Annotated in this window: 27 protein-coding genes; 11 read left to right on the forward strand and 16 right to left on the reverse strand. The window is 47.1% G+C overall.

Annotation, left to right across the window (positions count from 1 at the left end):
• Nucleotides 1–5: 5 nt before the first annotated feature.
• From BST96_RS04075 to BST96_RS04105, 7 genes are all read left to right on the forward strand, one after another.
• Nucleotides 6–2,012 carry a multicopper oxidase domain-containing protein gene (locus tag BST96_RS04075; protein ID WP_085757469.1) on the forward strand — a complete coding sequence of 669 codons (2,007 nt, stop codon included), beginning with the start codon at nucleotides 6–8 and terminating at the stop codon, nucleotides 2,010–2,012.
• 251 nt (nucleotides 2,013–2,263) lie between these two features.
• Nucleotides 2,264–3,565 (forward strand): DUF1835 domain-containing protein, encoded by a 1,302-nt coding sequence (locus BST96_RS04080; RefSeq protein WP_085757470.1) that lies wholly within the window; start codon nucleotides 2,264–2,266, stop codon nucleotides 3,563–3,565.
• Between the two features lie 15 nt (nucleotides 3,566–3,580).
• Nucleotides 3,581–4,270, forward strand: coding sequence for a LysE family translocator (locus BST96_RS04085; RefSeq protein WP_206045396.1), 690 nt, complete (start codon nucleotides 3,581–3,583; stop codon nucleotides 4,268–4,270).
• The gene (locus tag BST96_RS04090; protein ID WP_085757472.1) at nucleotides 4,267–4,758 is read left to right on the forward strand and encodes a GNAT family N-acetyltransferase; all 492 of its coding nucleotides are present in this window, start codon (nucleotides 4,267–4,269) and stop codon (nucleotides 4,756–4,758) included. The genes BST96_RS04085 and BST96_RS04090 overlap by 4 nt, the downstream gene beginning before the upstream one ends.
• Nucleotides 4,759–4,867: 109 nt before the next feature.
• On the forward strand, nucleotides 4,868–5,299 hold the full coding sequence (locus BST96_RS04095) for a helix-turn-helix transcriptional regulator (protein ID WP_085757473.1): 432 nt from the start codon (nucleotides 4,868–4,870) through the stop codon (nucleotides 5,297–5,299).
• Between the two features lie 142 nt (nucleotides 5,300–5,441).
• On the forward strand, nucleotides 5,442–5,777 hold the full coding sequence (locus tag BST96_RS21440) for a type II toxin-antitoxin system RelE/ParE family toxin (protein ID WP_085757474.1): 336 nt from the start codon (nucleotides 5,442–5,444) through the stop codon (nucleotides 5,775–5,777).
• Between the two features lies 1 nt (nucleotide 5,778).
• The gene (locus tag BST96_RS04105; RefSeq protein ID WP_085757475.1) at nucleotides 5,779–6,066 is read left to right on the forward strand and encodes an XRE family transcriptional regulator; all 288 of its coding nucleotides are present in this window, start codon (nucleotides 5,779–5,781) and stop codon (nucleotides 6,064–6,066) included.
• 187 nt (nucleotides 6,067–6,253) lie between these two features.
• Here the strand turns inward: BST96_RS04105 and BST96_RS20345 are convergent, their stop codons facing one another.
• From BST96_RS20345 to BST96_RS04130, 6 genes are all read right to left on the reverse strand, one after another.
• Complete coding sequence (locus BST96_RS20345; protein WP_157117847.1) at nucleotides 6,254–6,406, reverse strand: hypothetical protein; 153 nt, start codon at nucleotides 6,404–6,406, stop codon at nucleotides 6,254–6,256.
• A 22-nt stretch (nucleotides 6,407–6,428) separates the two neighbouring features.
• Nucleotides 6,429–6,725, reverse strand: coding sequence for a hypothetical protein (locus BST96_RS04110; RefSeq protein WP_085757476.1), 297 nt, complete (start codon nucleotides 6,723–6,725; stop codon nucleotides 6,429–6,431).
• Nucleotides 6,722–7,699, reverse strand: a complete 978-nt coding sequence (locus BST96_RS04115) for a phosphotransferase (protein ID WP_085757477.1) — start codon at nucleotides 7,697–7,699, stop codon at nucleotides 6,722–6,724. Before BST96_RS04115 ends, BST96_RS04110 begins: the two co-directional genes overlap by 4 nt.
• Before the next feature lie 32 nt (nucleotides 7,700–7,731).
• Nucleotides 7,732–8,952 carry a tetratricopeptide repeat-containing protein kinase family protein gene (locus BST96_RS04120; RefSeq protein ID WP_085757478.1) on the reverse strand — a complete coding sequence of 407 codons (1,221 nt, stop codon included), beginning with the start codon at nucleotides 8,950–8,952 and terminating at the stop codon, nucleotides 7,732–7,734.
• A gap of 75 nt (nucleotides 8,953–9,027) precedes the next feature.
• A complete protein-coding gene (locus tag BST96_RS04125) occupies nucleotides 9,028–10,209 on the reverse strand; it encodes an MFS transporter (RefSeq protein WP_085757479.1) in 1,182 nt (393 codons plus the stop codon).
• Nucleotides 10,210–10,381: 172 nt separating this feature from the next.
• The gene (locus BST96_RS04130) at nucleotides 10,382–11,068 is read right to left on the reverse strand and encodes a hypothetical protein (protein ID WP_085757480.1); all 687 of its coding nucleotides are present in this window, start codon (nucleotides 11,066–11,068) and stop codon (nucleotides 10,382–10,384) included.
• A gap of 299 nt (nucleotides 11,069–11,367) precedes the next feature.
• Between BST96_RS04130 and BST96_RS04135 the strand changes: the two genes are divergently transcribed.
• Together BST96_RS04135 and BST96_RS04140 are read left to right on the forward strand one after the other, a co-directional pair.
• On the forward strand, nucleotides 11,368–12,573 hold the full coding sequence (locus BST96_RS04135; protein ID WP_085757481.1) for an FAD-dependent oxidoreductase: 1,206 nt from the start codon (nucleotides 11,368–11,370) through the stop codon (nucleotides 12,571–12,573).
• A 67-nt stretch (nucleotides 12,574–12,640) separates the two neighbouring features.
• Nucleotides 12,641–13,717 carry an NADP-dependent oxidoreductase gene (locus tag BST96_RS04140; protein WP_169713905.1) on the forward strand — a complete coding sequence of 359 codons (1,077 nt, stop codon included), beginning with the start codon at nucleotides 12,641–12,643 and terminating at the stop codon, nucleotides 13,715–13,717.
• A gap of 109 nt (nucleotides 13,718–13,826) precedes the next feature.
• On the opposite strand, the gene BST96_RS04145 is transcribed toward BST96_RS04140, so the two are convergent.
• From BST96_RS04145 to BST96_RS04155, 3 genes are read right to left on the reverse strand one after another with little or no spacing between them, the layout of a single operon-like run.
• On the reverse strand, nucleotides 13,827–14,279 hold the full coding sequence (locus BST96_RS04145) for a DUF3291 domain-containing protein (RefSeq protein WP_085757483.1): 453 nt from the start codon (nucleotides 14,277–14,279) through the stop codon (nucleotides 13,827–13,829).
• A 28-nt stretch (nucleotides 14,280–14,307) separates the two neighbouring features.
• Nucleotides 14,308–14,778: an MOSC domain-containing protein gene (locus BST96_RS04150; protein ID WP_085757484.1), complete on the reverse strand. Its 471-nt coding sequence runs from the start codon at nucleotides 14,776–14,778 to the stop codon at nucleotides 14,308–14,310.
• The gene (locus tag BST96_RS04155; protein ID WP_085757485.1) at nucleotides 14,775–15,185 is read right to left on the reverse strand and encodes a GFA family protein; all 411 of its coding nucleotides are present in this window, start codon (nucleotides 15,183–15,185) and stop codon (nucleotides 14,775–14,777) included. The genes BST96_RS04150 and BST96_RS04155 overlap by 4 nt, the downstream gene beginning before the upstream one ends.
• 299 nt (nucleotides 15,186–15,484) lie before the next feature.
• Here BST96_RS04155 and BST96_RS04160 point away from each other — a divergent pair, with 299 nt between their 5' ends.
• Nucleotides 15,485–16,492, forward strand: coding sequence for a hypothetical protein (locus tag BST96_RS04160; RefSeq protein WP_085760469.1), 1,008 nt, complete (start codon nucleotides 15,485–15,487; stop codon nucleotides 16,490–16,492).
• A gap of 224 nt (nucleotides 16,493–16,716) precedes the next feature.
• Here the strand turns inward: BST96_RS04160 and BST96_RS04165 are convergent, their stop codons facing one another.
• Complete coding sequence (locus BST96_RS04165; RefSeq protein ID WP_085757486.1) at nucleotides 16,717–17,091, reverse strand: hypothetical protein; 375 nt, start codon at nucleotides 17,089–17,091, stop codon at nucleotides 16,717–16,719.
• 154 nt (nucleotides 17,092–17,245) lie between these two features.
• Here BST96_RS04165 and BST96_RS04170 point away from each other — a divergent pair, with 154 nt between their 5' ends.
• Nucleotides 17,246–17,977, forward strand: coding sequence for a hypothetical protein (locus BST96_RS04170; protein WP_085757487.1), 732 nt, complete (start codon nucleotides 17,246–17,248; stop codon nucleotides 17,975–17,977).
• Between the two features lie 9 nt (nucleotides 17,978–17,986).
• Here the strand turns inward: BST96_RS04170 and blaOXA are convergent, their stop codons facing one another.
• The 6 genes from blaOXA to BST96_RS04200 all read right to left on the reverse strand — a co-directional run bounded on the left by blaOXA (nucleotide 17,987) and on the right by BST96_RS04200 (nucleotide 26,756).
• Complete coding sequence (blaOXA, locus tag BST96_RS04175; protein ID WP_085757488.1) at nucleotides 17,987–18,787, reverse strand: class D beta-lactamase; 801 nt, start codon at nucleotides 18,785–18,787, stop codon at nucleotides 17,987–17,989.
• 197 nt (nucleotides 18,788–18,984) lie between these two features.
• A complete protein-coding gene (locus BST96_RS04180) occupies nucleotides 18,985–22,089 on the reverse strand; it encodes an efflux RND transporter permease subunit (RefSeq protein ID WP_085757489.1) in 3,105 nt (1,034 codons plus the stop codon).
• Entirely contained in the window at nucleotides 22,089–23,306 is a 1,218-nt protein-coding gene (locus BST96_RS04185) for an efflux RND transporter periplasmic adaptor subunit (RefSeq protein WP_085757490.1), read from the reverse strand. Before BST96_RS04185 ends, BST96_RS04180 begins: the two co-directional genes overlap by 1 nt.
• Before the next feature lie 755 nt (nucleotides 23,307–24,061).
• Complete coding sequence (locus BST96_RS04190) at nucleotides 24,062–24,940, reverse strand: class I SAM-dependent methyltransferase (RefSeq protein ID WP_085757491.1); 879 nt, start codon at nucleotides 24,938–24,940, stop codon at nucleotides 24,062–24,064.
• Nucleotides 24,941–24,973: 33 nt separating this feature from the next.
• Nucleotides 24,974–25,555 carry a hypothetical protein gene (locus BST96_RS04195; RefSeq protein ID WP_085757492.1) on the reverse strand — a complete coding sequence of 194 codons (582 nt, stop codon included), beginning with the start codon at nucleotides 25,553–25,555 and terminating at the stop codon, nucleotides 24,974–24,976.
• A complete protein-coding gene (locus BST96_RS04200; protein ID WP_085757493.1) occupies nucleotides 25,539–26,756 on the reverse strand; it encodes an MFS transporter in 1,218 nt (405 codons plus the stop codon). The genes BST96_RS04195 and BST96_RS04200 overlap by 17 nt, the downstream gene beginning before the upstream one ends.
• Nucleotides 26,757–26,780: the final 24 nt, after the last annotated feature.

Consider the following 26,780-nt stretch of genomic DNA (forward strand, 5'->3'; position numbering starts at 1 on the left):
CTATTATGATGCAGTTTTTTATCGCGCTGATCGCGCTTAGTGTTGTTCTCCCCAGTTGGGGTGAAGAAAAGTTTTATTCACTCACCGTTGATACCCTGCCGGTTAATTTTAGCGGCAAGCCTGTTCAGGCTATGGCAATCAATCAGACCATTCCCGGCCCGGTACTGGAATTTACCGTGGGTGATACCGCCGTTATTACAGTGACCAACCGTCTGGACAGCGATGCCTCCATCCATTGGCATGGCTTACTGCTCCCCCAGGATCAGGATGGTGTGCCCTATTTAACCTACTTCCCGATTAAACCCGGCAAAAGTTTTACTTACCGCTTTCCCATCACCCATGCCGGTACTTATTGGTATCACTCCCATACCAATATCGATGAGCAGCGCGGCCAGTATGGTGCCATTATTATTCACCCCAAAGAAAAAGACCCTCGGCAGTATGATTACGACAAAGTAGTACAACTCTCCGACTGGACCGATGAAGACCCCAGAGCCGTTTTAAATAATCTGAAAAAATCCGGCGAATGGTATGCCTATAAAAAACACTCTGTAGTCAGCCTGCAAGGCTATCTGGAGCGAGATAAATTTGATACCTGGCTTAGTAACCGCTGGCAACGAATGGAAGGTATGGATGTTAGCGATGTTGGCTACGATGCATTTCTCGCCAATGGTCAACAGCAATTACAGCTGCTACCCCAAGCCAAAGCCGGGGAAAAAGTGCGGCTGCGCTTAATTAACTCCGCCGCCTCCAGCTACTTTTCGATTGAGCAAAGCGACCAGCCTTTTATTGTGATTGCCGCCGACGGTATTGATGTGCAACCGGTTAAGGTTAAATCCTTATTAATGGGCATGGCTGAAACTTATGATGTCATTGTTACTATCCCAGCCAGCGGCGCGGTGAATATACATGCCAATAATATCGATGGCAGTGGTTATGCCGCTATTACAATCGGTTCCGGCCAAGCAGTACCAGCACCTCTGCCAAGCAAACCTGATTTATACCAGGCCATGGATCATAGCAACCACAGCGCTCACAGCAGCCACCACACCGGGCATGCCATGCACCATCAGCCAGCTATTCGAGCACTCAGCTACCAGCAATTAAAAACCACCAGCCCGGTTAAATTTTCTGGCCCGCTAAGGGAGATAAAACTCGACCTGACCGGCGATATGGAAAATTATAACTGGAGCTTTAATAACACTATTTTATCCAACGCCGATAAAATAAAAATTAACCGGGGCGAAGTGGTTCGTATGACATTTAATAACACCACCATGATGCGCCACCCCTTACACTTGCACGGCCACTTTTTTAAAGTGATTTCCGGCAATGGTGATTTCGATGTAATAAAACATACCGTTGATGTTGGGCCGATGGCGACAGTCACTATTGAGTTTGCTGCCAATGCAGAAAAAGACTGGTTATTTCACTGCCATAATCTCTACCATGCTAAAACCGGTATGGCCCGGGTACTCCGTTACAGTGATTACCAGGGCAACCCTGCCTTTATGAAAGCCAAAATGGCCAGCAATGAAATTATGGATACCGATGGCTACTGGCGTACTGATACCTCGCTTTACTCGGACTATATCAGCGGAAAAATCCGCTATAGCAATTATCGCTATGCACTGGAAGCCGAAGCGGAAAGATCCGGCTGGGAAGAGTCTGAAGCAGAAGTCGCAGCGCTCTATCGTATTGATCAATGGACGCAACTTTATCTGGGCAGCCAATACGAGTGGGAAGATAGCGACTGGGAATATCAATTAGGTGTTCGTTACCATGCCCCCTTTAATATCGAACTGGATAGCTGGTTAAACGATGACAAAGAAATTCATATTGGCTTTGAAACCAGCTTTCAACTCACTACCCACTGGCAACTGGAACTGGAAGCCGACTCTGAAGGTGAGCACGGCGGTTTTCTGCAATGGCGTAACTCACCGGCTTATGCCATCGGTATAGGCAAGACCGATGATACCGATATTATGCTAGGAATTAGCGCAACTTTTTAAGCTGTTAACCATAGAGTAAAATTACACAGAGCGAATTCCCCGCATATTAACTAGCCTCAAGCATGGATATGGAAGTCCCGCCTGCCTCCAGTTGACAGCAATCTACCCGCTAATTACACTGCCCAAAGGCTTGGTCAAAGCCTCTGTGTCCGCGGAAAGGGCTGCGCCCATGACCAGGTGAAACACACCTGTTTTTTGTTTCCCTTTTCTATCTGCCTGGCGGACACAGATACTTGGAAAGGGTAACGACCATGACCGATAACTCCACAAGGGGTAATACCCCATTTCGTCTTAATCTTGAGCAGCAAAAAAAGCGCGCCAAGGAATTATTGCGCGCCTATCAAGAAAATAAAGCTGAAGCCTTTGCACGCTTTAAACAATCTCATCCCCAATACACTAACGAACAAGCAGACACAGCTCCTCGTCTAGCCGATGCGCAACTGGTGATTGCTCGTGAGCTAGGTGTTGCCAGCTGGACTAAGCTAAAACAACATATTGACGAGATGAGCAATAATCAGCGGCTGATTAAAACGCAACAGATAGCGCCAGACTCAGATTTAACAACACTGCATATCCGCTGTGGCACCGATATAGAAAACACCCTTAAAGAAGCCGGCTTTAGTGGCGCGTTTTTAGACTATAAGGACCCTGTCTGCCAGGGTCCCGTAGTAAAGTCCGATCAATACCACCAAATACGCGCCGAGTTTATTGCCAAAGTCTATGGTGACTTAGTGAATTTATCCTACGAGGAAATCTATCAGGACAGCCTGGCTGAACAGCAAAGTATTCAAACTCTGGCCAATCACTATCAACGAGTCGTGTTATGGTTTGAGCATGATACCTTTGATCAATTATTACTGATCAAGCTACTAGCGGAACTGGCCAAATACCCACAACCCGCTGTGCTAGAAATCGTCTCTCCCAACCAGTTCCCCGGTACTGCTCGCTTTATCGGGCTGGGCCAATTACCCCCTGAAGCGATTTATTTACTCTGGTCAAAACGTGAAACTATCACCAATGCACAACTACAACTTGGCACCGAAGCCTGGGATGCTTTATGCCAAGACTCGCCAGAGCAACTGGCAGTATTAATGAAGCAACCCCACTGCCAACAACTCCCGCATCTGCCAGCAGCCATTCACCGGCACTTGCAAGAATTACCTGCCACGGACAATGGGCTGGGTTTAACCGAACAACTAACCCTGGAAATTTTAAAACAGCAAGCCCGCCCTTGCGGTCAGCTTTTTAAAGCACTAATGACCGTGTATGAGCCCTTGCCCTGGCTGGGTGATTTAATGTTTTGGCATATTGTAAAAGGTTTGGCCGAAGGGGATGAACCCTTAGTGCTTATTCAAGAGAATAATGAACAGCATTGGCCAAACTATCATGCGGTCTTAAGTGAACAAGGGCTGGCAGTATTAAAGGGTGAGAGCGACTATCTGTCGTTTAGGCCTGATGCTTACTGGTTAGGGGGAGTTGAAATTAAACCAAAGGCAGCTAATTGGCGCTGGGATAAAAAAACTGCCCAGCCCAGGTGGGGATTTTCCGCTTAAAAGTGTCTTAAGTAGATGGAAGTAAATCGCCGAGCTTTAAACGGCGATTTACCTAAATCCCATCGAAGCAGGCACACTATGATAGAAACTACTCAAGCATTAGCTTATATCACCGCATTGGCCATCGCTGCCGCCATACCGGGCCCGGGTATGACAGCCTTGATTGCCAGAAGTATTAGCTCTGGAGCACTAACAGGGTTCGCTATGCTTTTAGGCCTTATTCTTGGGGACCTTACCTATCTGTCCTTGGCGGTATTTGGGCTTGCTATGCTTGCCAAAACATTTAGCTTTTTATTTATCTTAGTTAAATGGGGAGCTATAACCTACCTCTGTTATCTGGCATGGCAGTTTTGGCATGCAGACCATCAACCATTAAATTCAGCCAGCACCCCATCAAAGAAGAGCCTTTTTTCAGCGGGCTTATCAGGGTATTCAATTACGCTGGCAAACCCGAAAACTATTGCTTTTTATCTGGCACTGCTACCCGTGATGATTGATATTGGAACCATATCCCTACAAAGCTGGGGCTTAATATTAGTGCCCCTTACCATTCTGGTATTGCTACCTGTAGGTGCGCTATTTATCCTCGCATCTATTAGTGTACGAAGAACCTTATCCAGCACTAAAGCACAACAGATTTTACATAAAGGAGCAGCAGCTACCATGCTAGGCGCGGCAGGGACGATGGCAGCGAAAGAATTATGATCCAAGTATTTAAACAGTCTATGGAAAAACAGGTTATAGATCATATTCTGACTATTGAAAACCACGAGTTTCATTGTAATTTAACCTTGGAAGATCAGCCTGACCTACTCAATATACAAGAAAGCTATATTGATAATGGGGGTATGTTTTGGGTGGCAACTGACCATGATCAAATTATTGGAACTTTGGGGCTATATAACTTGGGCAACGGCAACTGTGATTTACGAAAAATCTTTGTCCACCGAGATCACAGAGGAGGAAGCTCCTCTATTGCCCAACAAATGCTAAACCGTTTTGAACAATGGGCAGCATCCCACGGATTTTCAACGATCTACCTTGAAACTAATAGCATCTTTGCCTCCGCTATTAGCTTTTATAGTAGAAATGGCTTTAATAAAATCACCCCTGAACAACTACCTGATGGCTTCCCCAAGATCAAAGTAGCAGAATATTTTTTTCACAAAAAAATATCGCTCAGCCCTGCATAAGCTTAGATGGCAAGGTTCTGTCGTAAGCATGGCGTATTTCTGTCGTACTATAAGCTAGCACTACAGAGTATGTTTGCTGTTCTACAAACAATATCTGAGGAGCCGGAGAATGGACCCTATGATCAATACAGCATTAATCAAAACACTTAGAAACGAACGCGCTTGGTCACAAGAGCAACTGGCGGCCATATCAGGCTTAAGTCATCGTACTATTCAAAGAATTGAAAACGAAGGCTCTTGCTCTTTAGAATCCAAAAAAGCATTAGCAGCGGCTTTTGATATGGAGGCTGAAGGTTTAGATATTGATACAACGAAAATCACAACACAGAAACAAACTATCAAGGGAGTAAAGCTTGCATTTCTGGCGGTAGTACTAGGTATGTTGTGTGCCTATACAGGGATTACTCACTCTTTGATTAATCACCATATCAGCTCCGGTCAGGCGGGCTTATACTACGGCGGTATTGCGGCCTTTTGTGGTATCTGCAGCGGCCTCATCGGTATTTTATCAAATAGGCTTCAATCCAGTTCTTTACAATAAACGAACCCACCCAGGGTTAATAACAAAGGCAGCGACTTACCCGCGGCAACAAAGGATTGATTAAGCTGTTGACCGATAGTACCAAACTTGGTACATTCTTCGAGTCACAGAAACCATGGATGGTATCTAAACAATAAAAATTATTAGCGTCAGCTTTTTCGCCACCAGCAATGGCAACGAACCCGTAAGACACTGGCTTAAGACATTAAGCAAACAAGATAAGCTTATTGTCGGCACTGAGATTAAAACCGTTGAGACAGGCTGGCCGCTGGGTATGCCTGTAGTACGCAAGATAAGCAAAGGGCTTTGGGAAGTACGTATTCAACTGTCGGGTAACAAAATAGCTCGCGTACTTTTTACGGTTATTACAGCAAAAATGATATTGCTACATGCTTTTATTAAAAAGTCACAAGCCACCCCCAAACGGGATATCAGCTTGGCTGACTCTCGTAGAAAACTCGTTATTAAGGAGAACTAATATGAGCCTAAAAAATCAACATATCGGTAGTGATTTTGATCATTTTCTGGAAGAAGAAGGTATACTCGCCCAGGCTCAGGCGAAAGCTGTAGCCAAGGTTGTTGCCTGGGAATTAAAAAAATTCCAAACCGAGCAATCGATTACCAAAGTCGCCCTGGCCAAAGCCTTGCAGACCAGCCGTAGCGGGCTGGACCGCTTATTAGACCCGCAAGATACCAAAGTCACCTTAAGCAGCCTGGCAAAGGTAGCACAGGTGATGGGAAAGCGTATGGAGATTCGTTTTATTTAAACCGAACGGAGAATACCGAATCATCGAACAAAAAAATGCCTGCTCAAGATGGAGGCATTCTTTCAAAAGGCTTTTTAAGACTGTAGAGGAAAATCGCTAAATCTTTAGCTGCGATTTAAATAACAATACATCGCATGCTATCCATACAAGGCACTGCAAACACTATGACGGGAAAGAAACCCCAAACTTAAATAACCGCTGCAAGTACCACTATCAAAACAACCACAACCAACAAACCCACAAAAAACCAATTATCCTTAAACTCCCACCAGGGTTTATCCAGCAGGTTTTTTCTGGCTTCTATTTCTTTTTTACTGCCTTTTTTCTTTTTTTTACTCATCTCTATTAGCTCCTGGAGTTCGCTAAACCTTAAACGTAGCCACCATATCCATAGGCGAAAAATTGGGTTCTGCTTCGCAGCGCTCTGAGGTCCCCTCCCCCAACGTCTTATAAAATTCCTGCGACATCAATAAACCCGCTGTAGCATCATCTTTTAAATAGGTCACATGTTTAAAGCTCACCCCATCATGCAAATGATAGGCGGTAAATTTTATATCCGGGTTATTAAGCTGTTTTAACTGCGCAGCAAATTCTATCAGAGCTGCTTTTTGCGCACCTACTTGATCGGCTTTAATTTTATATTCGGTCACTACATTCATAATACGGCCTCAGCCAATTTTAAAGTATAGGCATTAATTTTTGCATGCCCCGGCATCCAACCTTGTAAGAAACGGTAAAAGTCCGTCCATGCCACCGGATACAGCGAACGCCACTGCTGCTCCAGCTGCGAAAAATCTATTGTCGATTGCTGGCGTACCAGCGACTGTTGCAATATGGCAAAGTAAAAATCCAGGCATTCTTTTTCATATTTTTCGCAGTCATTTTCATCCATACAACTGCCCAAAAAATACGCTACATCCTTCATTCCGCAACCGCCACCGACATATTGAAAATCAACCGCGGCCGCATGACCCTCATCAGAGAAACAAAAGTTAGCCACCTTGGCATCACCGTGAACCAAGGTTTGAAATGAGCTTTCACGCAAACGCCGATCCAGATCCTCAGCAGCCTCTTTTAACTCACCGGCGGGCATCGCCTCAAATTCATCAGGGCGGGTATCCAAGTGCCAATAACTGCCTACCGGCCATAAGCCCTCAGGGGCTTGCCCCATAAAGGTGCCATGAAAATTAGCCAGCCAACGCAAACACTGTTTAACACCTGACAGGTCAAGTTCATCTTTTCTATGGGGGTAACCCGCGGCATCCAAATCCTCTAACACCATAACTGTGTGAAGATGATTTTCAACGGGATATTGGTACACACCATAGACCTCAGGCACACGGCTATACTCACCACATTGACTGGCAAAGTGCTGATACCAATGCATTTCAACATCGTAGGACTGGAGTTTTCTCTGATGGGAGCGATCGGTATTCCAACCGCGGGGATGGTGGGCTTTGGTGGGCGGTGACACCCACTTGACCACCACCGATTGAGCACTGGCATTAACACCCGATAAAAAATAACGAACCACTTCGCCGTAACCACTCCATAAAGACTGCAGGGTTTCGCCTTTAATAGCGTGGTCGGCTCCTGTGGCGCTACGTATCTTGTCGTTAAGTAAGTCGGCCATTAATTATTATTGCCTGCTCTATCAGCACAGGATTAGTCGAAGTATTCATCCTGCGGGTTAATTAATACATCGGGTACGGGTTCAAACTTACTATCATCATAGTCTGGCATGGTGGGTACTGCACCCCCTAATGACTCAATTTTTGCTTTGGCATCATCCAGCCCGCGCTGATAGGCATAAGGAGGTCCGTCACACCAGGCCAATTGATAAGCTGTTTGCGCCGCTTTTATGGCTGCTTCGGTATTACCACAGCTATCTTCGACTTCCGCCAGAATATTATAGGAGTCCACATTGTATAAACGGTAGGGGCCGCGCTCGGCTCGCTCCCAACTCTTGGTTAACCATTCACGGGCTTGATCAAAATTGCCACGGCGGCGCTCTAATTCAGCCATTACCCGGAAGTGTGGCAAAATCTCTTCGCCAAAATCCATTCTCGCGGCCTGGATTTCGGTAATCTCCAACCACTCTAACGCTTTGTCATAATTGCCACGCAGCATTTCTATCTCACCCAACATGCGGGAGCTGGCAGAGAGTACTTTGGTAACCGTTTGCTGGTCAGGGAAGTCGGTTCCTTCGCGGGCCTTGCTCAACTCCCAGGCGCGGGTATGGTAGCCCTCGGCTTCATCATAATTACCAAACCAAATCGCACTTTGCCCTTTAAAGGTATTGGTCACCGCTTCTGACTGATCCGCCAATAATTTTTGGAAAATACGAATCGCTCTATCCATCGCTTCAAAAGGCGCCCCCGTAGTCACACCGCGATGGGCAAAACCGGTACCAACCCAATAGAGATTAACCGCTTCTTTCATCCGCTTGCCAACCTGACGCTGTAAATCCAGGCCCTGCAAGGCCACTATTTCTGCTTCACGAAAACGCCCAGTCTGGCGCAGGGCTTTTGAGTGATTACCCATGGCCTCTGCCAACGGCTCCATCGCACCTTCCTGCTTACAGACAGCGGCATGGCGCTCATAGAGGCCAATCGCTTTACCGGGATAACCACCGGTCAAACCATAGGTGATAGGTAGCGCCGCTAATACAAAAATATCATGCTGCGGATTTTTTAAACCTGTCGGGTTTTCCACCCCATCGGGAAATAACATTTCCAGTAATTCGGCCCGCATTAAGCAAGGCTCGTTAATGCCCATTACTGTTGGCTTATCCAAGTGTTCTATAAAATAGGCACAAGCACCGTCGTAATCTTTCTGGATAGCCAATGCTTTGTAATTATCGACATGGGTATAAAAATCAGTCATGGTTTTTTCTCTATATAAAATCAACAGGTCTTACATAATATTGTCATTGCCGCGAAGGCGAGAATGACGTTTGTTTTAAGCCACTTCCTCTTTCAGAAAGGCACCGTAAATACGCAACTGGCTAACCGCCCAAATACCAAATAAGGTGGCGGCGATAGCGGAAAATATCCAGGCCATGGCAAAGCCACCTACCTGCATCATCAGGGCTCCCATTAACGGACCAAAGACTCGACCCAGCGCGCCCATGGATGCCGTTGTACCTAGCATCCTGCCACGTAATGGCATGGGCGTACGTTTGCTGGTAATGGAGTTCATTACCGGGGTGCAGAAAGTCGCGCCAGTTAAGGCAATAAAAAATGAAAGCACTATGGTAGAAAACGCCGTGGCCTGAGAAGCGAAAAGACAGCCCACGACCAAAATGCTAATACCAATAAACAGAAAGCGGAACTCGCCCAACTTTTTCGACAGCGGCGCAATGATGGTGCCTTGCATCAGCGCCATAATAAAGCCTTGTATAACCAGCGTATAACCCACTTCTACCGGCGTCCAGCCTAATAAGGCTCCGGTCCAGATCGGAAACATTGTCGTTAATAAACTGACGCAGCTATTTAATAAAAAGTACTGACAAGCCAGTAAACGATTACCGGTTTGTTTTAGCATGCCGAAGACTGACAGGGGATTGGCATCGCGATGAGCAGCATTTTCTTTACGCTTTTCCGGGGTTAGAGACTCTTTTAGTAAAAATATGCCGGCAATAATTGCCGCAAAGGAAAGACCCGCCGCCACCAGCGCCGGCATCACAAAGCTTGCTTCTTTACCGGAGAGAACGCCGCCCAAACCCGGACCAATGGTCATCCCTAAACCAAAGGCAGCACCCAGCATACCCATACCCTTGGCGCGATCTTCCGGCGTTGTAATATCCGCCATCATTGCCGAGGCCACACCAAAGTTACCGGCCATAATGCCAGCAAAGGCGCGCACCAGATAAACCGCCAGCAAGGTGGTACAAAAACTCAGGGCGATATAAGACAAACAAGCGCCCCCCAAACAGGTCAACAAAATAGGCTTGCGGCCAAAGCGGTCGCTCATCTTGCCCCAAAAGGGGTTAAACAGCGCAGTAAACAGGGAGTAGACCGCGGTGATCATAAAAATATCGGTATAGCTGGCACCCAGCTGGGGTGCCATAAAAGGCAGGATAGGGATAATTATCCCAAAACCGATCAGGTCGATCAGTACCGTAAAAAACAAAATGGCCATAAATACTCTTCTTGTAGATATAGAAACGAGGCAGCAAAAGTAAGAATGCCCTACTTCTACAACCTCGTCTCCAAATCACTGGGCGGATTGACAGGTTTACGTAAGAGTGAACCTATCGGTTTAACACAACCCAGTGTCTTTTAAGTGCTGGCCTTTAAACTACCGCTGCGGTTTATAGTGGCTTAGTCGCACACAGGAACGCAATGGTCATAATAATAATCCAGTACAAGTACGCCAGTTTGCGTGTTGCACGGATCGATTTATCCAGCTTGGCTTCAATTTCTGTCTCATTTTCCGGCTCGGTAACCAGGCGACGGAACATAGTGGTCCACTCGCGCATCACATAGCGCAGAATCAAACCTATAATCAGCGTAATGCCATAGAGGAAAACTTTAATCGAAAACCACTTCTGCATAGTGCCCGCATTAAAGGGACCATAGCCCATCAGGGAGGTTACGGAGGTAATCATCAGTAGCGGAATCACCACATAGCGTATCGATTCATCCCATTTGGTCAGCATAATGCCGCGGTCGGTTTCGCGGTAATAAAAAGCGCCCCAACACAACAGGAACCAGGGTATAAAGGCGATCCACATCAGGGTTAGCCAGCCGCCGCCATAGGGCTGGATGCCCCACATATTACCCATATGCAAACCCAGAGGTAGCAATAAGATAATGCCGGTACGGGCCAGGATATCGATACGATAGGCGGTTTCAAGATGGCGCTTGCGCTCATCCAGGCCGATATTGCGGTTAACGACATTAAAAGACGTTTGGAAGACGCCCCATTCTCCACCTAACCAGTACACCATCGCAATGATATGTGCCCAGCGCAGAGCGCCTAATTCATTGATCTCCATTAACTAATCCTCTGAAATGATAAACGGATAAACGATATAACTGGTTTTATTATAGGTACAGATTGGGTATCGGCTTTGATAAAAAGCAATTGCCCCTTGCTACCCCATACTGCCGGCTCGTTAAAGGCGGTTATACTACCTGATTGCAGCCCTCATCGGCTGTAAAGAAAAGTAAAAAAGGGTTAAGCCAACCACTGTCTATTGGCTTCACTATAGAGCTTTGCTAGTGTTAGCCCTCTTTGTTAAGCGTAGCCTGTTTGCGCTCACAATCACCGATAAAAATACCCCTGGGAGCCCCAATGGAAGTTTCTAAAGAGAATCCAGTTATTGTCGCCGGCGCCGGCCCTGTCGGCTGTACTTTTGCCTTATATCTGGCCCAGCACGGCATCCCCGTTAGAATACTGGAAAGCGAGCCCGATATGCCGCTGACCCTGCGTGCCTCCACCTGGCACCCGCCAACGCTGGATATGATGGACACGCTGGGCATTGGTGCCCCACTGGTTGCCACCGGCCTGAAAGTGCCACGCTACCAGTACCGTGACCGCCGCAGCGACCTTTGCGCTGAATTTGACTTAGGTACACTGGAAGGCGATACCAACCACCCCTACCGTATTCAGGTTGAGCAGTACCGCATGACCAGGATTGCCAAGGTGATGTTGGAGACTCTGCCCCACGCTGAGATTGAATTTGGTACCGTGGTTGAAACCGTCTGGCAAACCGACGATTGGGTTATGGTGAAAACCCGTACTGCTGAAGGCACCAAAGAGTTCCGCGCACCTTATGTATTCGGTGCCGATGGTGCCAGCAGTAATATCCGCGTTAGCTCGGGCATTGCCTATGAAGGCTTTACCTTCCCTGAGCGCTTTTTGATTGCCAGCACCCCTTTTGCACTGGACCAGCATATCCCCAATCTGGCATCCGTTAGTTATTTTGCGGACCCTGATGAATGGTTCCTGGCCCTGCATTGCCGCCCCTTATGGCGCGTGTTAGTCCCTACCGACCCGGAAGCCGACCCTGAAGAATTAATGTCAGATGACTATCTGGAAAAAACCTTACAAGGCCTGGTACCGAAAAAAGGCAAATACGAAATTGGCCACCGCACCCTTTACCCGGTGCACCAGCGTGTTGCTGAAACTTATCGCAAAGGCCGGGTATTCCTTGGTGGTGATGCTGCACATATCAACAACCCGCTGGGTGGTATGGGTATGAACGGTGGTATTCACGATGCCTATAATCTGGCCGAAAAAATGGTGGCTTTCTTAAACGGTGAAGTGAATGAAGATGCCTTCGATCTTTATGATCGTCAGCGTCGCACCATGGCCACCAAGTTTGTTCAGCGCCAGTCAATCCGCAATAAAGAAATGCTGGAAAATAAAGACCCCGAGTCTTCACGCAAACAGATTCAGGAAATGATTGAGATTACTCAGGACCCTGAGCGCCATAAGGCCTTCTGCCGCGAAAACTCTATGCTGAACTGCTTACAAGAAGCCAGCGAAATCACGTAGGGTGGATTAAAATCCACCTTCACCCCACTCATGGTGGATCAATGATCCACCCTACAAAGCTATGACTATGACTGATACCAATCGCCAATGGCGCCTGAAACGATTTGTACAACCGGACGAAATTCTTGGTGAAGAACATTACGAACTCAGTGAATCACCGATGCCCACCATCGACGATGAGCAAATTCTGGTAAAAACTTTATTACTGGGCACCAGCCCTGCGCAAAGAATGTATGTCACGGAAGAACGTACTTTTCATATTGCCGTTGAGATTGGTGAAGTGATGAGTGGCCGCGGCGTTGGTGTGGTGATGGAATCCAAACATCCGGATTTTGAAGCCGGTGAAATTATTCAGGCCACTTTGGGCTGGCAGGATTATGTAGCGCTAACCCCGGATGATAAATCTGACACCGGCAAAAATGTGAGAACCGTACAAAAAGTACCAAACCCGGTTCGTCCTCTAACAACTATTATGGGGCTGTTTGGACAGCTAGCCTTTAGTGCTTATGTCGGCATTATTGAAGTGGGTCAGGTTAAAGAAGGCGATGTCGTTTTAGTCTCTTCCGCTGCGGGTGGCGTAGGTTCTGTAGCTTGTCAGCTAGCCAGAATTCAAGGTGCCTCAAAAGTCGTTGGGATTGCCGGCGGTCAGGAAAAATGTGACTGGTTGGTTGAACAAGGGCTTTGCGACTCTGCTATCGATTATAAAAAACCCGGCCAGGACCTGGCCGCTGCTATTGGCGAACACTGCCCGGACGGTGCGGATGTTTATCTGGATAATGTCGGCGGAGCCATGCTGGACGCCGCGCTGCAAAATATTGCTGTCGGTGCCCGCGTTGTTATCTGCGGTATGATTTCTACCGAATATATGAACCCGCGCCCAGACGGCCCCAAACACTATTTTAACCTGCTCTATAAGCGCTCGCGGATGGAAGGCTTTTTTGTCTTTGACTATGTACCGCGCTGGCCTGAGTTTGAGGAACAGCTACGGGAGTGGTATAGCCAGGGTAAACTAAAACTGGTGGATGATGTCTTTGATGGCCTTCCCAGTGCACCTCGTGCATTAGGCAGTTTATTTACTGGTGGTCATACCGGTGGCTGTGTAATTCGGGTGGCGGATGATCCTGAGAATATTCCTGCTATCTAATCAGCAAGTTTATATTTGAGCTAAAAAGCCTGTTAAAGCCTCGACCGACAAAGCCAAAAAAGCTATACCCGTAGCATTTTTGGCTGCCTTTATTATCTAGCCTGGATATTTAATCGGGCGCGGGAAAAGATGAGCGAAAAGTAAAGGCATTAACTGTCGGCCCATTATCGCGCAATTGTTCCAGGCGTTCTTTAGCCTCTACTACAGTGGGTTGATGACCTGCCTTTACCCACCAGAGCACACTATAAAATTCCATTTTATCAAACCACTCTCGCCGACGACGCATAATGGATAAATGCCCCTCGCTGCGAAAAACAAATTCTTCCAAAGATTGCTGATCTTGCCATACCGACATATTCACTGCGGTATGGTTATCTTCATAGGCTTTTACTTCCAACGCGTTATCAACGCCGCCATCGCCGACTAAACGCCAAATAAAACCCGGCTGAGATTCTGCTGCGCCATTAACACGGTCGATATTATTGATAAAGTCGGCATTATTTGGATGTTCCATCGGCAAGAGAAACTGGGCGATGTTGAATTGAGCAAGTTGGTAACTCATAGATAAGTCCGATGAATAGATAAGAGAATTAAATTTGGATAGGATCACTTATATTGATTAGACCATCCTCCAAAATCTGCGCCCTTAAACCCGCCTTATGTACCATACCGGGCAATAACTCAGGCACCAGCACTCCAGCCAAATGGGCACAGGGCTCACATAATCGAATACCCCGGAGTCGCACTGCACCAATAGAAAACTCCTGATCAACCAGACTATTTAAATCAACGCCCTCAGTCACTATATTTCTGCGAAAGTCACCGCTGGAAAAATCAAAACCAAAGGTCTGATTAAAATCTGCAATTTTCTCTGACTCAATCAGGGTCAATTCCCTATCGGGCAGGCCTGCCAATTTTTCTGAAAATGTACCTTTGTCATGGTAATAGCGATCGCCGACTATCCCTTTGCCTGACTCCAACTGCACAGTATCTACCGCCTGCATCGGCGCCTCGCCATCCTCGGCGATAAACAGAGCAACCACTTTTTTCATAACGCTCATAACTCCTCCACCATGGCAAACAGCGATGGTTCTTTGCTTTTATGGGCCAACTGATGCGCATGCTTTTCCCAGTTTTGCCCGTCAAAATCAACCACCTCTATTGAGGTTGGCCTATTGTCCAGACAATGGATATTAATATCCATCCCATCCGGGTTTGAACGTGGCGTATAGAACGGCTTTACCCCGCAGACTTTGCAAAAAGTATGTTTGGCCACGCCGGAATTGAAGGTATAGGTCGAGAGCGCCTCAGCCCCGGTGAGCAGATTAAATTTACTTAAGGGCACAATAAGATGTAAATAACCGGATTTCGCACAGATGGAGCAATTACAGTAATCGGCTTCAATATGCTCTGGAGCCTCAACTTCAAATGTGACTGCCTGACAATGGCAGCTGCCTTTATAAATCATGGGTTACTCCTTGCAACGGCAGGTAAGAGCTTAGCCAATATAATGACCAAATCACTTCCAGATAGCCATAGCACTCCCGACACATTCATTTAACATTTATAACCGGCTTTAGCTGACTTGGGGCCCTTAAAGCCAAACTAAAAAACCAATAAATTCAATCAGTTAATACAAAAAGTAAGCCACATCCCGCCATATTGTCGAACGCCTCCTATTTGATTGCAATTTCCACCCAAAGCAGCAATCCAAAAACCGAAACCCAGCGTACTAAACCTATCTTAGACTTTTCAGATGGTTGTATTATGACAGCTACACATTATCTCGGTATGTTGGGTTCCCTATTATTAATGGCAGTAGTCGTGGCTGTAGGCCCCTATAGCTCAGCAGATATGTTTGCTCCGGACCAGGGGCCAGGTTGGTATTACTGGAAGCTACAGGACCCGGACTTTATGAGCCGGTTTACCTCCTGGGGCCTATATTCCCTCCACCAGGTCGCCATCTGGGGCACCATTGCCTACGCCCAGATCCAACGTCCCAAATACTCCAAAACCTTGAACCCAGTGAATATTGCCGCTCTTGGTTTAAATGTGCTATTTATTCTGCTGCATATTCTGCAAACCAAAGTGTGGTATGACGGTTTGGCCCAGGACACACCGGTATGGTCTTCACAGGCCTCTGTAGTCTTTATGCTGGTGTTTGTGCTGATGATGGAGAATAGTCGTCGCGGTTTATTTTTCGGCAAGAAAATTGAGTTTGTCGATAAGCCCACCGACTTTCTTAAGCGGTATCACGGCTATTATTTTTCCTGGGCCGTTATTTACACCTTCTGGTTCCACCCGATCGAAGATAACCTGGGGCATATGCTCGGCACCTTCTATGTGATTATGCTGATGTTACAAGGCAGCTTAATGTTTACCCGCTACCATATGAACCGCAAGTGGACCTTATGGCTGGAATGTTTTGTATTGATACACGGCTCTCTGGTGGCCTATATGACCATTGAGGGTGATCAGTGGAAAATGTTCTTCTTTGGTTTCCTGACTTTATTTGTGGTGACCCAAATGCATGGCATTGGCCTGGGCAATAAAACCCGTACCGCCATTGTGCTGGCTTATATTGGCGGTGTGATTGCAGCTTACTACGGTAATTGGGGGGATATGGCCGCTATTATCCGAATTCCTTTTGCCGAATATGGCTTTGTGTTCCTGTTTGCGGCTATCGCCTGGTTGCCGGTTGGCCTTGGGAGATTGGTTAAATTCCGTAAAGCTAAGCCGGAAGAACCTATCCCGACCAATGTGAGCAACGCTTAATGGTTGAAAAAAGCCAGCTGAATAGAGTCTTCAATATTCAACAACGAACATTGTAGGGTGGATTATAATCCACCACCCCCAACCTGAAGCAGTCACAAGCGGTGGATTATAATCCACCCTACGGGGTGAGGTATTTCTAGATTCCCGCCTATGCGGGAATGACAACCCCCTTTAAATGAACAGCATTACGATATTGATCAGTCTATGTTTTACCAGGTTTTATACTAAGTCTTTGACTTGGCTGTGGCCAAACTCCAAAACACAAAAGCTACTGAACCTCCTAACAACCCCAAGCCCAATGCCTGCCACTTGACCCAAGACGCCACATCACTGCCCAAAGGATTAAGCAGCAAGGTAAATATTGCCGGGGCAAAAAAGCCAGCACCAATATAGTAATACCCGCGAACCAAACCCAAACGGGTCAATAACAGATGCAACGGCAGGGCAATACAAAAAATAGCCACCGTGGCAACAACCAGCGCGCCAATCAATACGGTGTAAAGTAGCCGGTTATCCAAATCGCCAGAGACTGCCAGTAAAATCAGATAAAATGGAACCACCGACAGAGAGCTCAGCAGTGCAGCAATAAATACTCTCATTTTTAACCCCCATGGTTATTGAGCCCGATAATGAAACGCTTTAGCGGCTAAAGCAATAGCCTGTGGGCACTAATGGTAAAGGAGAGTAAAGCCCCTTCTTTAGGCTGTTTTTTTTGCTTACCATCGCTGCACTATTATCACGGAAATGGCTTTAATGAATATCTCCGCCACCCTTACCGCCCATGTATTGCAGCGTCTGCAAGAACTGGAAGCGATTACCGAAGTCTGCCAGGGTAACAAGCCCTACCATAGTTTCTATCATCCCGAATCCGGTGATGAGGTGGGCTATATCCGCTTATACAAAGGTGAGCATATTCTTGATCATGTGGTGGAGGTCAATATCCGCGCCGCCACTATGGAGATGGATGCCTATATGATTATGGCCTTTACCCAGCCCGGCTCGTTATACCCTCACCTGGCTTTTGATACTGAACTGCTGCCCAATGATTCCGCCTTTCATATAGACCTGTTACATAAACGGGAGTTTGCCACCGATATTGATTATATCCAATCGGTGATGGCGCCCCTCTCTGACGCCTTTGATGCCGCCAATGCCAACCCCGACTTTCGCTTTAGTGATGCCACCCATTTGATGAAAGCACTGCTTAACCCGTGGATGGCCTCCTATCATTGTTCGCCTGAACATTTAGCACAATCGCAAACCACAATTGATGCCTATCTTGATCACTGGCTATCTCTGGCGGACAGGGCCGAAGGTGAAGTGATCGTCAATACCAGCCATAGCCATCAGGTCGCTGATTACGACCGACAACATAGAGCCGCTATTTTTGACGCCAAGGTCGATATACTTTGGGATATGATTGCGAATTTAATCGGCACTGATAGCAGGGATTTGATTTTAACATTAGTCAGAGGCCAGAAATAAAACCCGCCACTACTCCGATGGCAGTGCATACAGTGACTGCAGCACCACGCGAACAATGGCCTCACGTTTATATAAATCCTCTTTCCTATTGGGTGTATCGATATTGAGGGCAAAAAACACTGGCCCCGTCGGCCATTCAACCCAACCCACCCACCAGCCGTAGCGTCCCTCCCAGCCCGTTTTAGCGCATAAGCGCCAGTCATCCCCCTGCTCAACCAACATAATATGTTTGACAATACCATGATGCTCTGTTGAAAAGGGTAGCTGTTCGTTATAGACCTTTTTTAAAAAATCTATTTGCTCATAGGCAGAAATAGCCAGATTGCCATCCACCCAGTAATTTCCGCTGCTGGTATATGCATCTTTATTGCCGTAATCTATTTCCATTAAATAGCGCTGCGACCTTTTCTTACCTATCTTTTTCGCCAACTGCTCATACACCCATGCCGTAGAATACTTCATGGCCGAGCGTAAATCCTGGTTTTGATTATGCAACTTATAATCTCTATTTGCCCCATCCCATTGAAATACCTGAAACTCATCCTGCACCACACCGGCATCCAAAGCGAACAATGTATGAGGAATTTTATAGGTAGAAGCGGGAGAAAAACGTTTTAAAGCACGGCTATGATCAAACACCCAATTTCTGGGGTAGGTTCCACGCTCGTCAACAACAACGATGGTGCCCTTGGCGGCGAACTGTTCAAAATACTGCACCCAATCTGATCGCTCAACAATATTGCCCTGGCCGTAACCTGGAGAGCTGAAGAAAAAAACGGCCGCTAGTAAAAAACCTGATTTAATTAGCATGACATTATCTATCTGACACTGAATAAAATTATCCTGTTGGCACCCTTATACACATAAGACACTTATCAAGCAGAAATCCCCACCTCATAAAGACAGAAAATTTATAGCGAGGGACGGCGGTCACGATAAAGACAGCAATCACCCTGCCGCAAAGACCATTGTCTATGCAGGGCGATTGATACGATTGGAAAGAGAAATTAAACCAGAGCGGTTTTTTTGGGTTGGAACAGGACTTTAATCCGCTCCATGCGGCTATCCAGACTTAAGTAAAGTACAGGTACAAACACCAGCGATATGACCGTAGCGGCCATAACACCAAAGGCCAGCGAAACCACCATGGGGATTAAAAACTGTGCTTGCACACTGGTTTCTAACATAATCGGCAACAGGCCAATCAGGGTGGTCATTGAGGTAAGTATAATGGGGCGGAAACGGTCCTGTGCGCCTTCAAGAATAGCAGCCTTAACCGAAACCCCCTGATCACGCAGAAGATTAATACGATCAATCAGTACCAGATTGTCATTAACCACCACGCCTACCGCCGCAATAATACCCATCATTGAAAACATACTGATTTCAATCCCTAAAATCACATGGCCTAAAATGGCTCCGGTTAAGCCAAAGGGAATGGCCGCCAACACCAACAAGGGCTTCCAGTAAGACTTAAAGGCCACGGCAATCAAACCATAAATAATAACAATACCGCCAAACAATAATTTCACCATGGCGCCACCAAATTCTTTAAATTCTTTTTGCTCACCACTGGTCACCACTTTGGCACCACTAAAACGCGACTGCCATTCCGGCATTTTAGTGCGCATTACCGCTGCGGTAATTTCTCCGGCACTGCCCATAGATCGATTAAGGTCGGCTTTAACGATACTGATACGCTGGCGATCTAGCCGCTCAATTTGCGCATAGCCGTCGACATAGTCCACTTCCGCCACGGCCTCAAAGGGCACCTCGGTGCCATCGGGGGTACGAATACGCATATCCCGTAGAAAGTCTTCAGAGCGACGTTCGGCATTGGGGTAACGCACCATCACTTTGACATCTTCACGGGCACGGGGAATACGCTGAACTTCCTCACCGTAAAAACCCCGGCGCACCTGCTTTGCCACGTCCGCTAAAGAAAGATTTAAGGTTTGTGCCTGAGGTTTAAGGCGCAACTGAATTTCCGGGCGCGGACTATCAAGGCTATCGCGAACATTAAATACCGCGGGGTATTTGGCGAATTCTTCACGGACTTCCCGGCTAAATTCACGCAGGGTTTGGGTATCATCAGCGGACAGAATTAATTCAATGGGCTTACCCACATTGATGACGGTAAAGTTAATATCAAATTCATCGGCTATAGCCAGATCGCCAATCTTGCTTTGCCAGCTGGCTTTAAGTGCTTGCGGTGGAATTTTAGCTTTATCCACATTCAGTAACTCAACGGTGACGCGAACCACATTATTCACCGCGTTCGATTCGATATTGCCAATCACCGGATAGTCGTATTGCTGATTAAATTCTTTTTTAACCAATTTAGCTGCCTGCTCAACGCGATCAACGGTTTGCCGTACTTCGGCAAAAGGTCCACCTTCGGGCATGGTGATATTGGCTTTCATAAAGTCCGCAGGCACTCTTGGGAAGAAGGAGCTTTGCAGCCACCCCCCCATTAATAACGACAGCGAAATTAAAAACAATACAAAAAAGGAAGATACCGTTAGCCGCTTAGCCGCCATGCAACGATCCAGGAAGGGGCGGTACACTTTATCAGCAAAGGTCAGCATACCATTGGCACAGGCCTCCCTAAGCAACTGAAACTTTAGCATCCAGGGGTTTTTGCTTTTCTTCTCCGGCCCCATATGGGCCAAATGCGCGGGTAGAATCAGTAAGGATTCAATTAATGAAAAACACAGTGCCGCCATTACCACCAGAGCAATCGCTGTCGGTGAGCCATTATTGCCGGGCAATAAAAATAAAATACTGAAGAAGATCATGGTGGAAACCACCGCAAAAATCACTGGTTTAATCACCAGAGTGGCCCCTTTATTGGCACCGGCCACGCCTTCCAAACCACCCTGCTGATGGGAGTAAACGGATTCACTCACAATAATGGCATCATCCACCACAATCCCCAGGATTAAAATAAAGGCAAATAGCGACACCATATCCAAGCTGCCACCGCCGACAGGGATCATCCATAACGCCCCTAAAAAGGCGACGGCAATACCGATACAAACCCACATAGCCAATAGCGGACGCAAAAATAACATCAATACCAAAAACACCAGTAATAAGCCGCCTAAGCCATTGCTTAGCAGCGTACCAATACGCAACTCATAAGCTTCCGACATATCTTTCCAGACTTTCATTTCCACACCCGGAGGTAACTGTGGTTTGTAGGATTCTACATAGTCGCGCACCGCGGTAGCGGTTTTAATGACATTGGGTTCAGAACTGGAAAAAATATTTAACGATAAAGCAGGCTGGTTATTAAAGCGGCCGATAATATCGGTTTCTGCAAAGCCATCGACAACGGTGGCTACATCGCCGACAAAAATTTGAGTGCCATTTAAATCCCGCAGCAGAACAATGGTTTCAAAATCAACAGCTGTATAACCCTGAGCACGGGTTTGTAATTGAATATCCCCTTTATCGGTTCTCAGTTTACCGGCGGGTAAATTCAGGGAAGAGTTTCTGATCGCATTGACCACATCATCAAAACGTAGCCCATATCGGCGCAGGCTATCTTCCGACACCTCGATAGACATCTCATAATCGCGGGGGTCTTTCAGTTCTACTTTACCCACATCGGATAAGCCAGCCAGATCATCGCGAATCTGCTCACCCAACTCTTTTAAGCTGGCCTCATCAATATCGCCATAAAGCGCCACAGTAATCATCCGGCGCTGCCAACCTATCTCTGCTATTTGCGCACGTTCCGCATCAACAGGAAACGTCGTAATGGTATCTACACGGCTTTTAAGATCATTGACCAAACGCTGGCCATCGTAACCGGCCATCACCTTAATTGTTAACTCGGCACCGCCCTCGCGAGCATAAGATTTAATTTCGTCGATACCATCGATATCATCAATGGCCTCTTCGATACGCATAACAATTTGGGTTTCTACTTCGGCGGGGCCAGCACCGGGGTACAACATCGTCATGCGGATATTGCTGCCTTTATCGGCCGGGAAAAACTGCTTGCTCACAGAAGACAGGCTAGCCAAGCCGCCAATAATAATCAGCACCATTAATAGGTTGGCGGCAATAGGGTTGGCAATAAACCATTCGACAATGCGTTTCATTAGTTAATCGCCACGCTGGATTTTTTATCCGTTAGCGCCGCATATTGCTCAGCATCCACTACCGGAGTCACCTTCATACCGGCAACATTTACCGACAGCGAAGAAACCACTACGCGGGACTGCTGGCTAAAATCGCCTTTCACCATGACCTGGTTAACATTGGACTGCAATACACTCACAGATAACTGCTTCAGGCGATCGTCCTGATCCAGTACCCAGACTTTATCGCCGGGGTGTAAGGCTTTTCGCGGCAGGCTAACAACATCCTGCTGTACGGCACCACGGATATCCGCATGCACAAACTGGCCAATGGACAGCGGCGGACGCTGACTACCGGCTTCACGGGAAAAGGGCATAGCCACTTCAGCCACCGCAAACACCATTCGGCTTTTAACATCAATACTGGCATCGGTACGGGTAATAGTGCCCTGCCACTGCCATTCTTTGCCGCCGAATACACCTTTTAGAGTGACGGGGATAGGCGTCGCTGTATCAGCACCCTGATAGCTTAGCGGCAAGTCCAATAAAGCGACCTGACGGTCTGAAAGGGGCAAGCGTACTTCAACGACGTCCGTTGAATAGACTCGGGCAATCTTGGTACCGGCGGTGACATACTGGCCGATATCCACATAGGTTTCCCAAATACGGCCCTTAAAGGGAGCAACTAATTGAGTACGGTCTAAATCCATCTGCGCCTGATCACGGTCGGCTTCGGCGGATTTGATGGCCGCTTCTGCGCTGGCAATTTGTGGCTCACGCAAAAACAGAGCATTGGCGTCTTTGTTGCCCAACTCTCGCCACTCACGCTTGGCAACACGCTGACGACCACGCTCAGTGGCCAGGACTTCTTTGGCTGAGGCCAGTTTGGACTCGGCTCTAACCAGCGCAAAGCGATAATCATGTTCTTCAATGGTTAACAAGGGGTGGCTATCATCGAAAAAACCACCGTCCACAAACTGATCAGACACTGAGGTCACGACACCCGACACCTGAGCAACTACATCAATTTCACGACGGGCTGTCACAGTACCCTGGGTTTTAACCACCAGAGACCGGCTCTCAGGACTGACATAAATAACATCGGCGGCAGGTGCTGCCTGCTCCACCATGGGCATAGCCTGGGGTTTGGGCTTGGCGACAACCAGACCCGCCGCCACGATAACACCCAAAGAAAGAACAACTAAGCTATTGATTTTAAAAGATTTTAAAAATTTCACGGTATTTGCCTCAATGCAACCTTTTCGGTGTTACGACCGAATATAGATCTATTAAGACTTTTACTTGTGAAACAGCATTTTGGATCGCTTTTTAGGGGAAATATTTACCGGCTAAAAGGCGCCCCGCGCAGGCCTATGACTGGCCAAAATCAATTACGTTGTAGTTTTCTTGCTTGCTGGTTTGTTGATTTTCGTAGTAACTCCCCCAGCTCCAGTACTACAAGTAGGGTGGATTGTAATCCACCGATTATGACGGGCTCTTAGCCGGGCTTGGTGGATTGTAATCCACCCTACATACTTAATTCTCGCAAGCATTCCAAGTAGGGTGGATTGTAATCCACCGGTTATGACGGGCTCTTAGCCGGGCTTGGTGGATTGTAATCCACCCTACATACTTAATTCTCGCAAGCATTCCAAGTAGGGTGGATTGTAATCCACCGGTTATGACGGGCTCTTGGCCAGGCTTGGTGAATTGTAATCCACCCTACATACTTAATTCTCGCAAGCATTCCAAGTAGGGTGGATTGTAATCCACCGGTTATGACGGGCTCTTAGCCGGGCTTGGTGGATTGTAATCCACCCTACAAGTTGAGAGTTTGAAGAGTGAGTGAGGCCTTGCTCACTCCACTAGCAATAATCAAGTTCTTCAGAGCTATTATCTCCTTCAGACACGGCACCACTATAAGCTAGTCGTCTAAGGATATTTGCCCTGTCAACAATACGCGAATGCGCGAAAGCGCAGCGATGTCGCTTAACTATTTTTTAACAAACTTAAGGGTCATACGATCAGTTTCGCCAATCGCCATATTAACCGCTTTGTTTTCCGGACTGGTGCGCAACGAAGGCGGCAAACGCCAAACTGAGTCACCCACTACCGGCTGATCTTTGGGGTTGGCATTAATTTCACTGCTGCCAACTAACTCAAAGCCCGCCTGCTCAAACATAGCAACCACATCAGCCTGCTTCAGGTAGCCATTGCTGCCATTAGCCCATTCGTCATCAGCATCTGCTGGCGCACGGTGCTGCACAACACCAACAATGCCACCGGGCTTTAACATCGCATTCACTTCTTTTAAGGCCTTGGTACGGGTGCCGCCTTTGGCTTCAAAACGATTCAGGTTATGCAGAGCGCGGACCATAATCACCGCATCCAGCGTGCCATTGAGTGACTCGGGGATACCGCCAAAAGCATAACCGGCCGAGGGAACATTGCCAGCACCGGGGTAAGTTGCCACCTTATCGCCAAAGGCTTTATGAGCTTCAACACGCTGCGCAATCACCTCGGGTTTAAAAAAGCCAAACATCGGCCACATGGTATCGGCATAGTTAATACCGTAAAAGGCCCCTTCTGAACCGACATAGGGCGCTAGAATCTTTGAATACCAACCGCCGCCTGGAAGTACTTCGGCGATTTTCATACCCGGGGTCACGCCAAAGAACTCAATCGTCTGTTTAGGGTGCCGGCTTATATCCCGGGCTTTCAATTCAGCGCTACGGCTATCAAGCACACTAGTGAGTTTTGCACTGGCCGCTTGATCGTCATCGCTGACAGAGGTTGAAGTACAGGCTGCCAAGAGTAAAGACACTGCCAGCAAGGCAGTGTTAACGATGACAGGAGAATGCTTGATTATCATGTGTTTATCCTTTTTAAATAAAAACGGGCACGCTTATTCTTCGGGGCCAGATAACGGCACTACCAATAAAGCCATACTGGCAATTAGCAAACCAATACCAAAGCCGGAGAGCAACGTTATCTTAATTTGGCTTAACAGAAAAGTGATATTGCCAACATCAACTGAAACCTCGGGGAACATCATCAACTGGGTAATAAAGCCGATATTTTCTGCCCAGTCTGCAAACATGGGCAAAGTTCCCAACCAGGCAAAACGCAACTTACCCGGCTGCTCAGGCCAATACATAGTGATTAGCCAGGCGGCCCATAATACAAACATAATAGCGCCAAACAAAGGCAGGAAAAAATCATAGATTTGAAACCGCAGATACCAGCTGCGCCCCTCTTCACCATAGGCGGTTAAGTACTCCTGTACTGAAACACCATCCAGACCCAGCGCCAGATCAAGTGGCTGATAGCCAAATCTTTCAATAAAAAGGGGGGACCAAAATAAATTATTAACCGCCAAAAAAGGCAAAAAGGCCAATAGTGACAGCATCACATAGGGCAGCGTAGCAAAGCCTGCCAACCGGGTTGACAGGCTTGATGGAGGTGCTTGATTACTCTGCGGCTGCACTGCGGACCGGAATATTTTTAATTTGCGTAATCGCCAGCAAGGCTAAAAAGATTAACGCGGCAAATATTTGGAAGGCTAACTCATAGTTGCCATAGGTATCGTTTAATACACCACTTAACCAAATACCCAGACCACCGCCAAAGGCATCTAATATGGTGATGGTACCCAAAATTTTACCGGCGGCTTTTAAGCCAAAGCAATTAATCGCGGTTAGCTGGATCATGGTGTAAACACCGCCCCAGCCCAAACCAAATAACACCACGCTTAACCAGATTAAATCTTTTTGCATCGCGGCCAGAATAATAGAACCGACCAACATTACTGAGATATTACCGTAGAACACTTTTTTATGGTCAAGGTAATCCGCCAAAAAACCAAACACAAATTTACCGGCTAAAGCACAGAGGAAAAAAGTACTGATAAAATTAGCCGCCACCGGAGGACTAAAGTCCAAATCCCGCATATATAAAAACAGGTGGGCAGAAATACCTAATACCGAGTAGAAAGTAAACATTGCCACCGAAGCCAGCGCCCAAAAGCTAACCGTACTAATTGCTTCGCGATATTCCATACCGGGTAATTCGCCCTCGGTGCTAACTTCTTCTTTGCCCCCTACAGGCTCCATACCGATATCGCTGGGCTTGTTTTTAATCACAAAAAACGCCAGCAGCAATAAAATTACCGGGAATATAATCTCGCTATGGAAAGCGTCGCGCCAACCCAGAGCCTCAATCATCCGGGTTCCATATTGCGGGAATACCGCACCGCCCAGGCTGGTACCTACCAAGGCTATACCAATAGCCGCACCGCGTTTTTCGGTAAACCACTGCGACACTAAAATAACGCCCGGGTTTAAGCCACAGAACACCAGCACGATGGCAAACATAATATGGATCAGATACATATCCATCAACGAACTAATATTGCCGTACATCCAAAACGCAATAATTAACACCAACCAGCCGGCCATAAAACAAATACGCACACCGTAGCGGTCAATTAAAATACCGGCAAAGGGCGCCAAAATACCGGTCATTAATAGCGTAATAAGATCACGAAGCTTTAATTCCCCCCGGCTCCAGCCAAACTCGGCCAATAAGGATTCATCAAAGACTGATAAACCGGTGAGGGTCATACCGTTGCTAACCAATAAGGTCAGTGCCGCCAATACAGCCATCAACCAGGGGTAATATAGTTTCATAATTATGCTCTTATTGTTGGTATT

This window comes from Oceanicoccus sagamiensis, assembly GCF_002117105.1.
Classification (GTDB): domain Bacteria; phylum Pseudomonadota; class Gammaproteobacteria; order Pseudomonadales; family Dasaniaceae; genus Oceanicoccus; species Oceanicoccus sagamiensis.

Coding starts and splice junctions, on each gene's coding strand:
- BST96_RS04075 (WP_085757469.1), top strand. CDS start 6: ATGATGCAGTTTTTTATCGCGCTGATCGCGCTTAGTGTTGTTCTCCCC.
- BST96_RS04080 (WP_085757470.1), top strand. CDS start 2,264: ATGACCGATAACTCCACAAGGGGTAATACCCCATTTCGTCTTAATCTT.
- BST96_RS04085 (WP_206045396.1), top strand. CDS start 3,581: ATGGAAGTAAATCGCCGAGCTTTAAACGGCGATTTACCTAAATCCCAT.
- BST96_RS04090 (WP_085757472.1), top strand. CDS start 4,267: ATGATCCAAGTATTTAAACAGTCTATGGAAAAACAGGTTATAGATCAT.
- BST96_RS04095 (WP_085757473.1), top strand. CDS start 4,868: ATGGACCCTATGATCAATACAGCATTAATCAAAACACTTAGAAACGAA.
- BST96_RS04105 (WP_085757475.1), top strand. CDS start 5,779: ATGAGCCTAAAAAATCAACATATCGGTAGTGATTTTGATCATTTTCTG.
- BST96_RS20345 (WP_157117847.1), bottom strand. CDS start 6,406: ATGAGTAAAAAAAAGAAAAAAGGCAGTAAAAAAGAAATAGAAGCCAGA.
- BST96_RS04110 (WP_085757476.1), bottom strand. CDS start 6,725: ATGAATGTAGTGACCGAATATAAAATTAAAGCCGATCAAGTAGGTGCG.
- BST96_RS04115 (WP_085757477.1), bottom strand. CDS start 7,699: ATGGCCGACTTACTTAACGACAAGATACGTAGCGCCACAGGAGCCGAC.
- BST96_RS04120 (WP_085757478.1), bottom strand. CDS start 8,952: ATGACTGATTTTTATACCCATGTCGATAATTACAAAGCATTGGCTATC.
- BST96_RS04125 (WP_085757479.1), bottom strand. CDS start 10,209: ATGGCCATTTTGTTTTTTACGGTACTGATCGACCTGATCGGTTTTGGG.
- BST96_RS04130 (WP_085757480.1), bottom strand. CDS start 11,068: ATGGAGATCAATGAATTAGGCGCTCTGCGCTGGGCACATATCATTGCG.
- BST96_RS04135 (WP_085757481.1), top strand. CDS start 11,368: ATGGAAGTTTCTAAAGAGAATCCAGTTATTGTCGCCGGCGCCGGCCCT.
- BST96_RS04140 (WP_169713905.1), top strand. CDS start 12,641: ATGACTGATACCAATCGCCAATGGCGCCTGAAACGATTTGTACAACCG.
- BST96_RS04145 (WP_085757483.1), bottom strand. CDS start 14,279: ATGAGTTACCAACTTGCTCAATTCAACATCGCCCAGTTTCTCTTGCCG.
- BST96_RS04150 (WP_085757484.1), bottom strand. CDS start 14,778: ATGAGCGTTATGAAAAAAGTGGTTGCTCTGTTTATCGCCGAGGATGGC.
- BST96_RS04155 (WP_085757485.1), bottom strand. CDS start 15,185: ATGATTTATAAAGGCAGCTGCCATTGTCAGGCAGTCACATTTGAAGTT.
- BST96_RS04160 (WP_085760469.1), top strand. CDS start 15,485: ATGACAGCTACACATTATCTCGGTATGTTGGGTTCCCTATTATTAATG.
- BST96_RS04165 (WP_085757486.1), bottom strand. CDS start 17,091: ATGAGAGTATTTATTGCTGCACTGCTGAGCTCTCTGTCGGTGGTTCCA.
- BST96_RS04170 (WP_085757487.1), top strand. CDS start 17,246: ATGAATATCTCCGCCACCCTTACCGCCCATGTATTGCAGCGTCTGCAA.
- blaOXA (WP_085757488.1), bottom strand. CDS start 18,787: ATGCTAATTAAATCAGGTTTTTTACTAGCGGCCGTTTTTTTCTTCAGC.
- BST96_RS04180 (WP_085757489.1), bottom strand. CDS start 22,089: ATGAAACGCATTGTCGAATGGTTTATTGCCAACCCTATTGCCGCCAAC.
- BST96_RS04190 (WP_085757491.1), bottom strand. CDS start 24,940: ATGATAATCAAGCATTCTCCTGTCATCGTTAACACTGCCTTGCTGGCA.
- BST96_RS04200 (WP_085757493.1), bottom strand. CDS start 26,756: ATGAAACTATATTACCCCTGGTTGATGGCTGTATTGGCGGCACTGACC.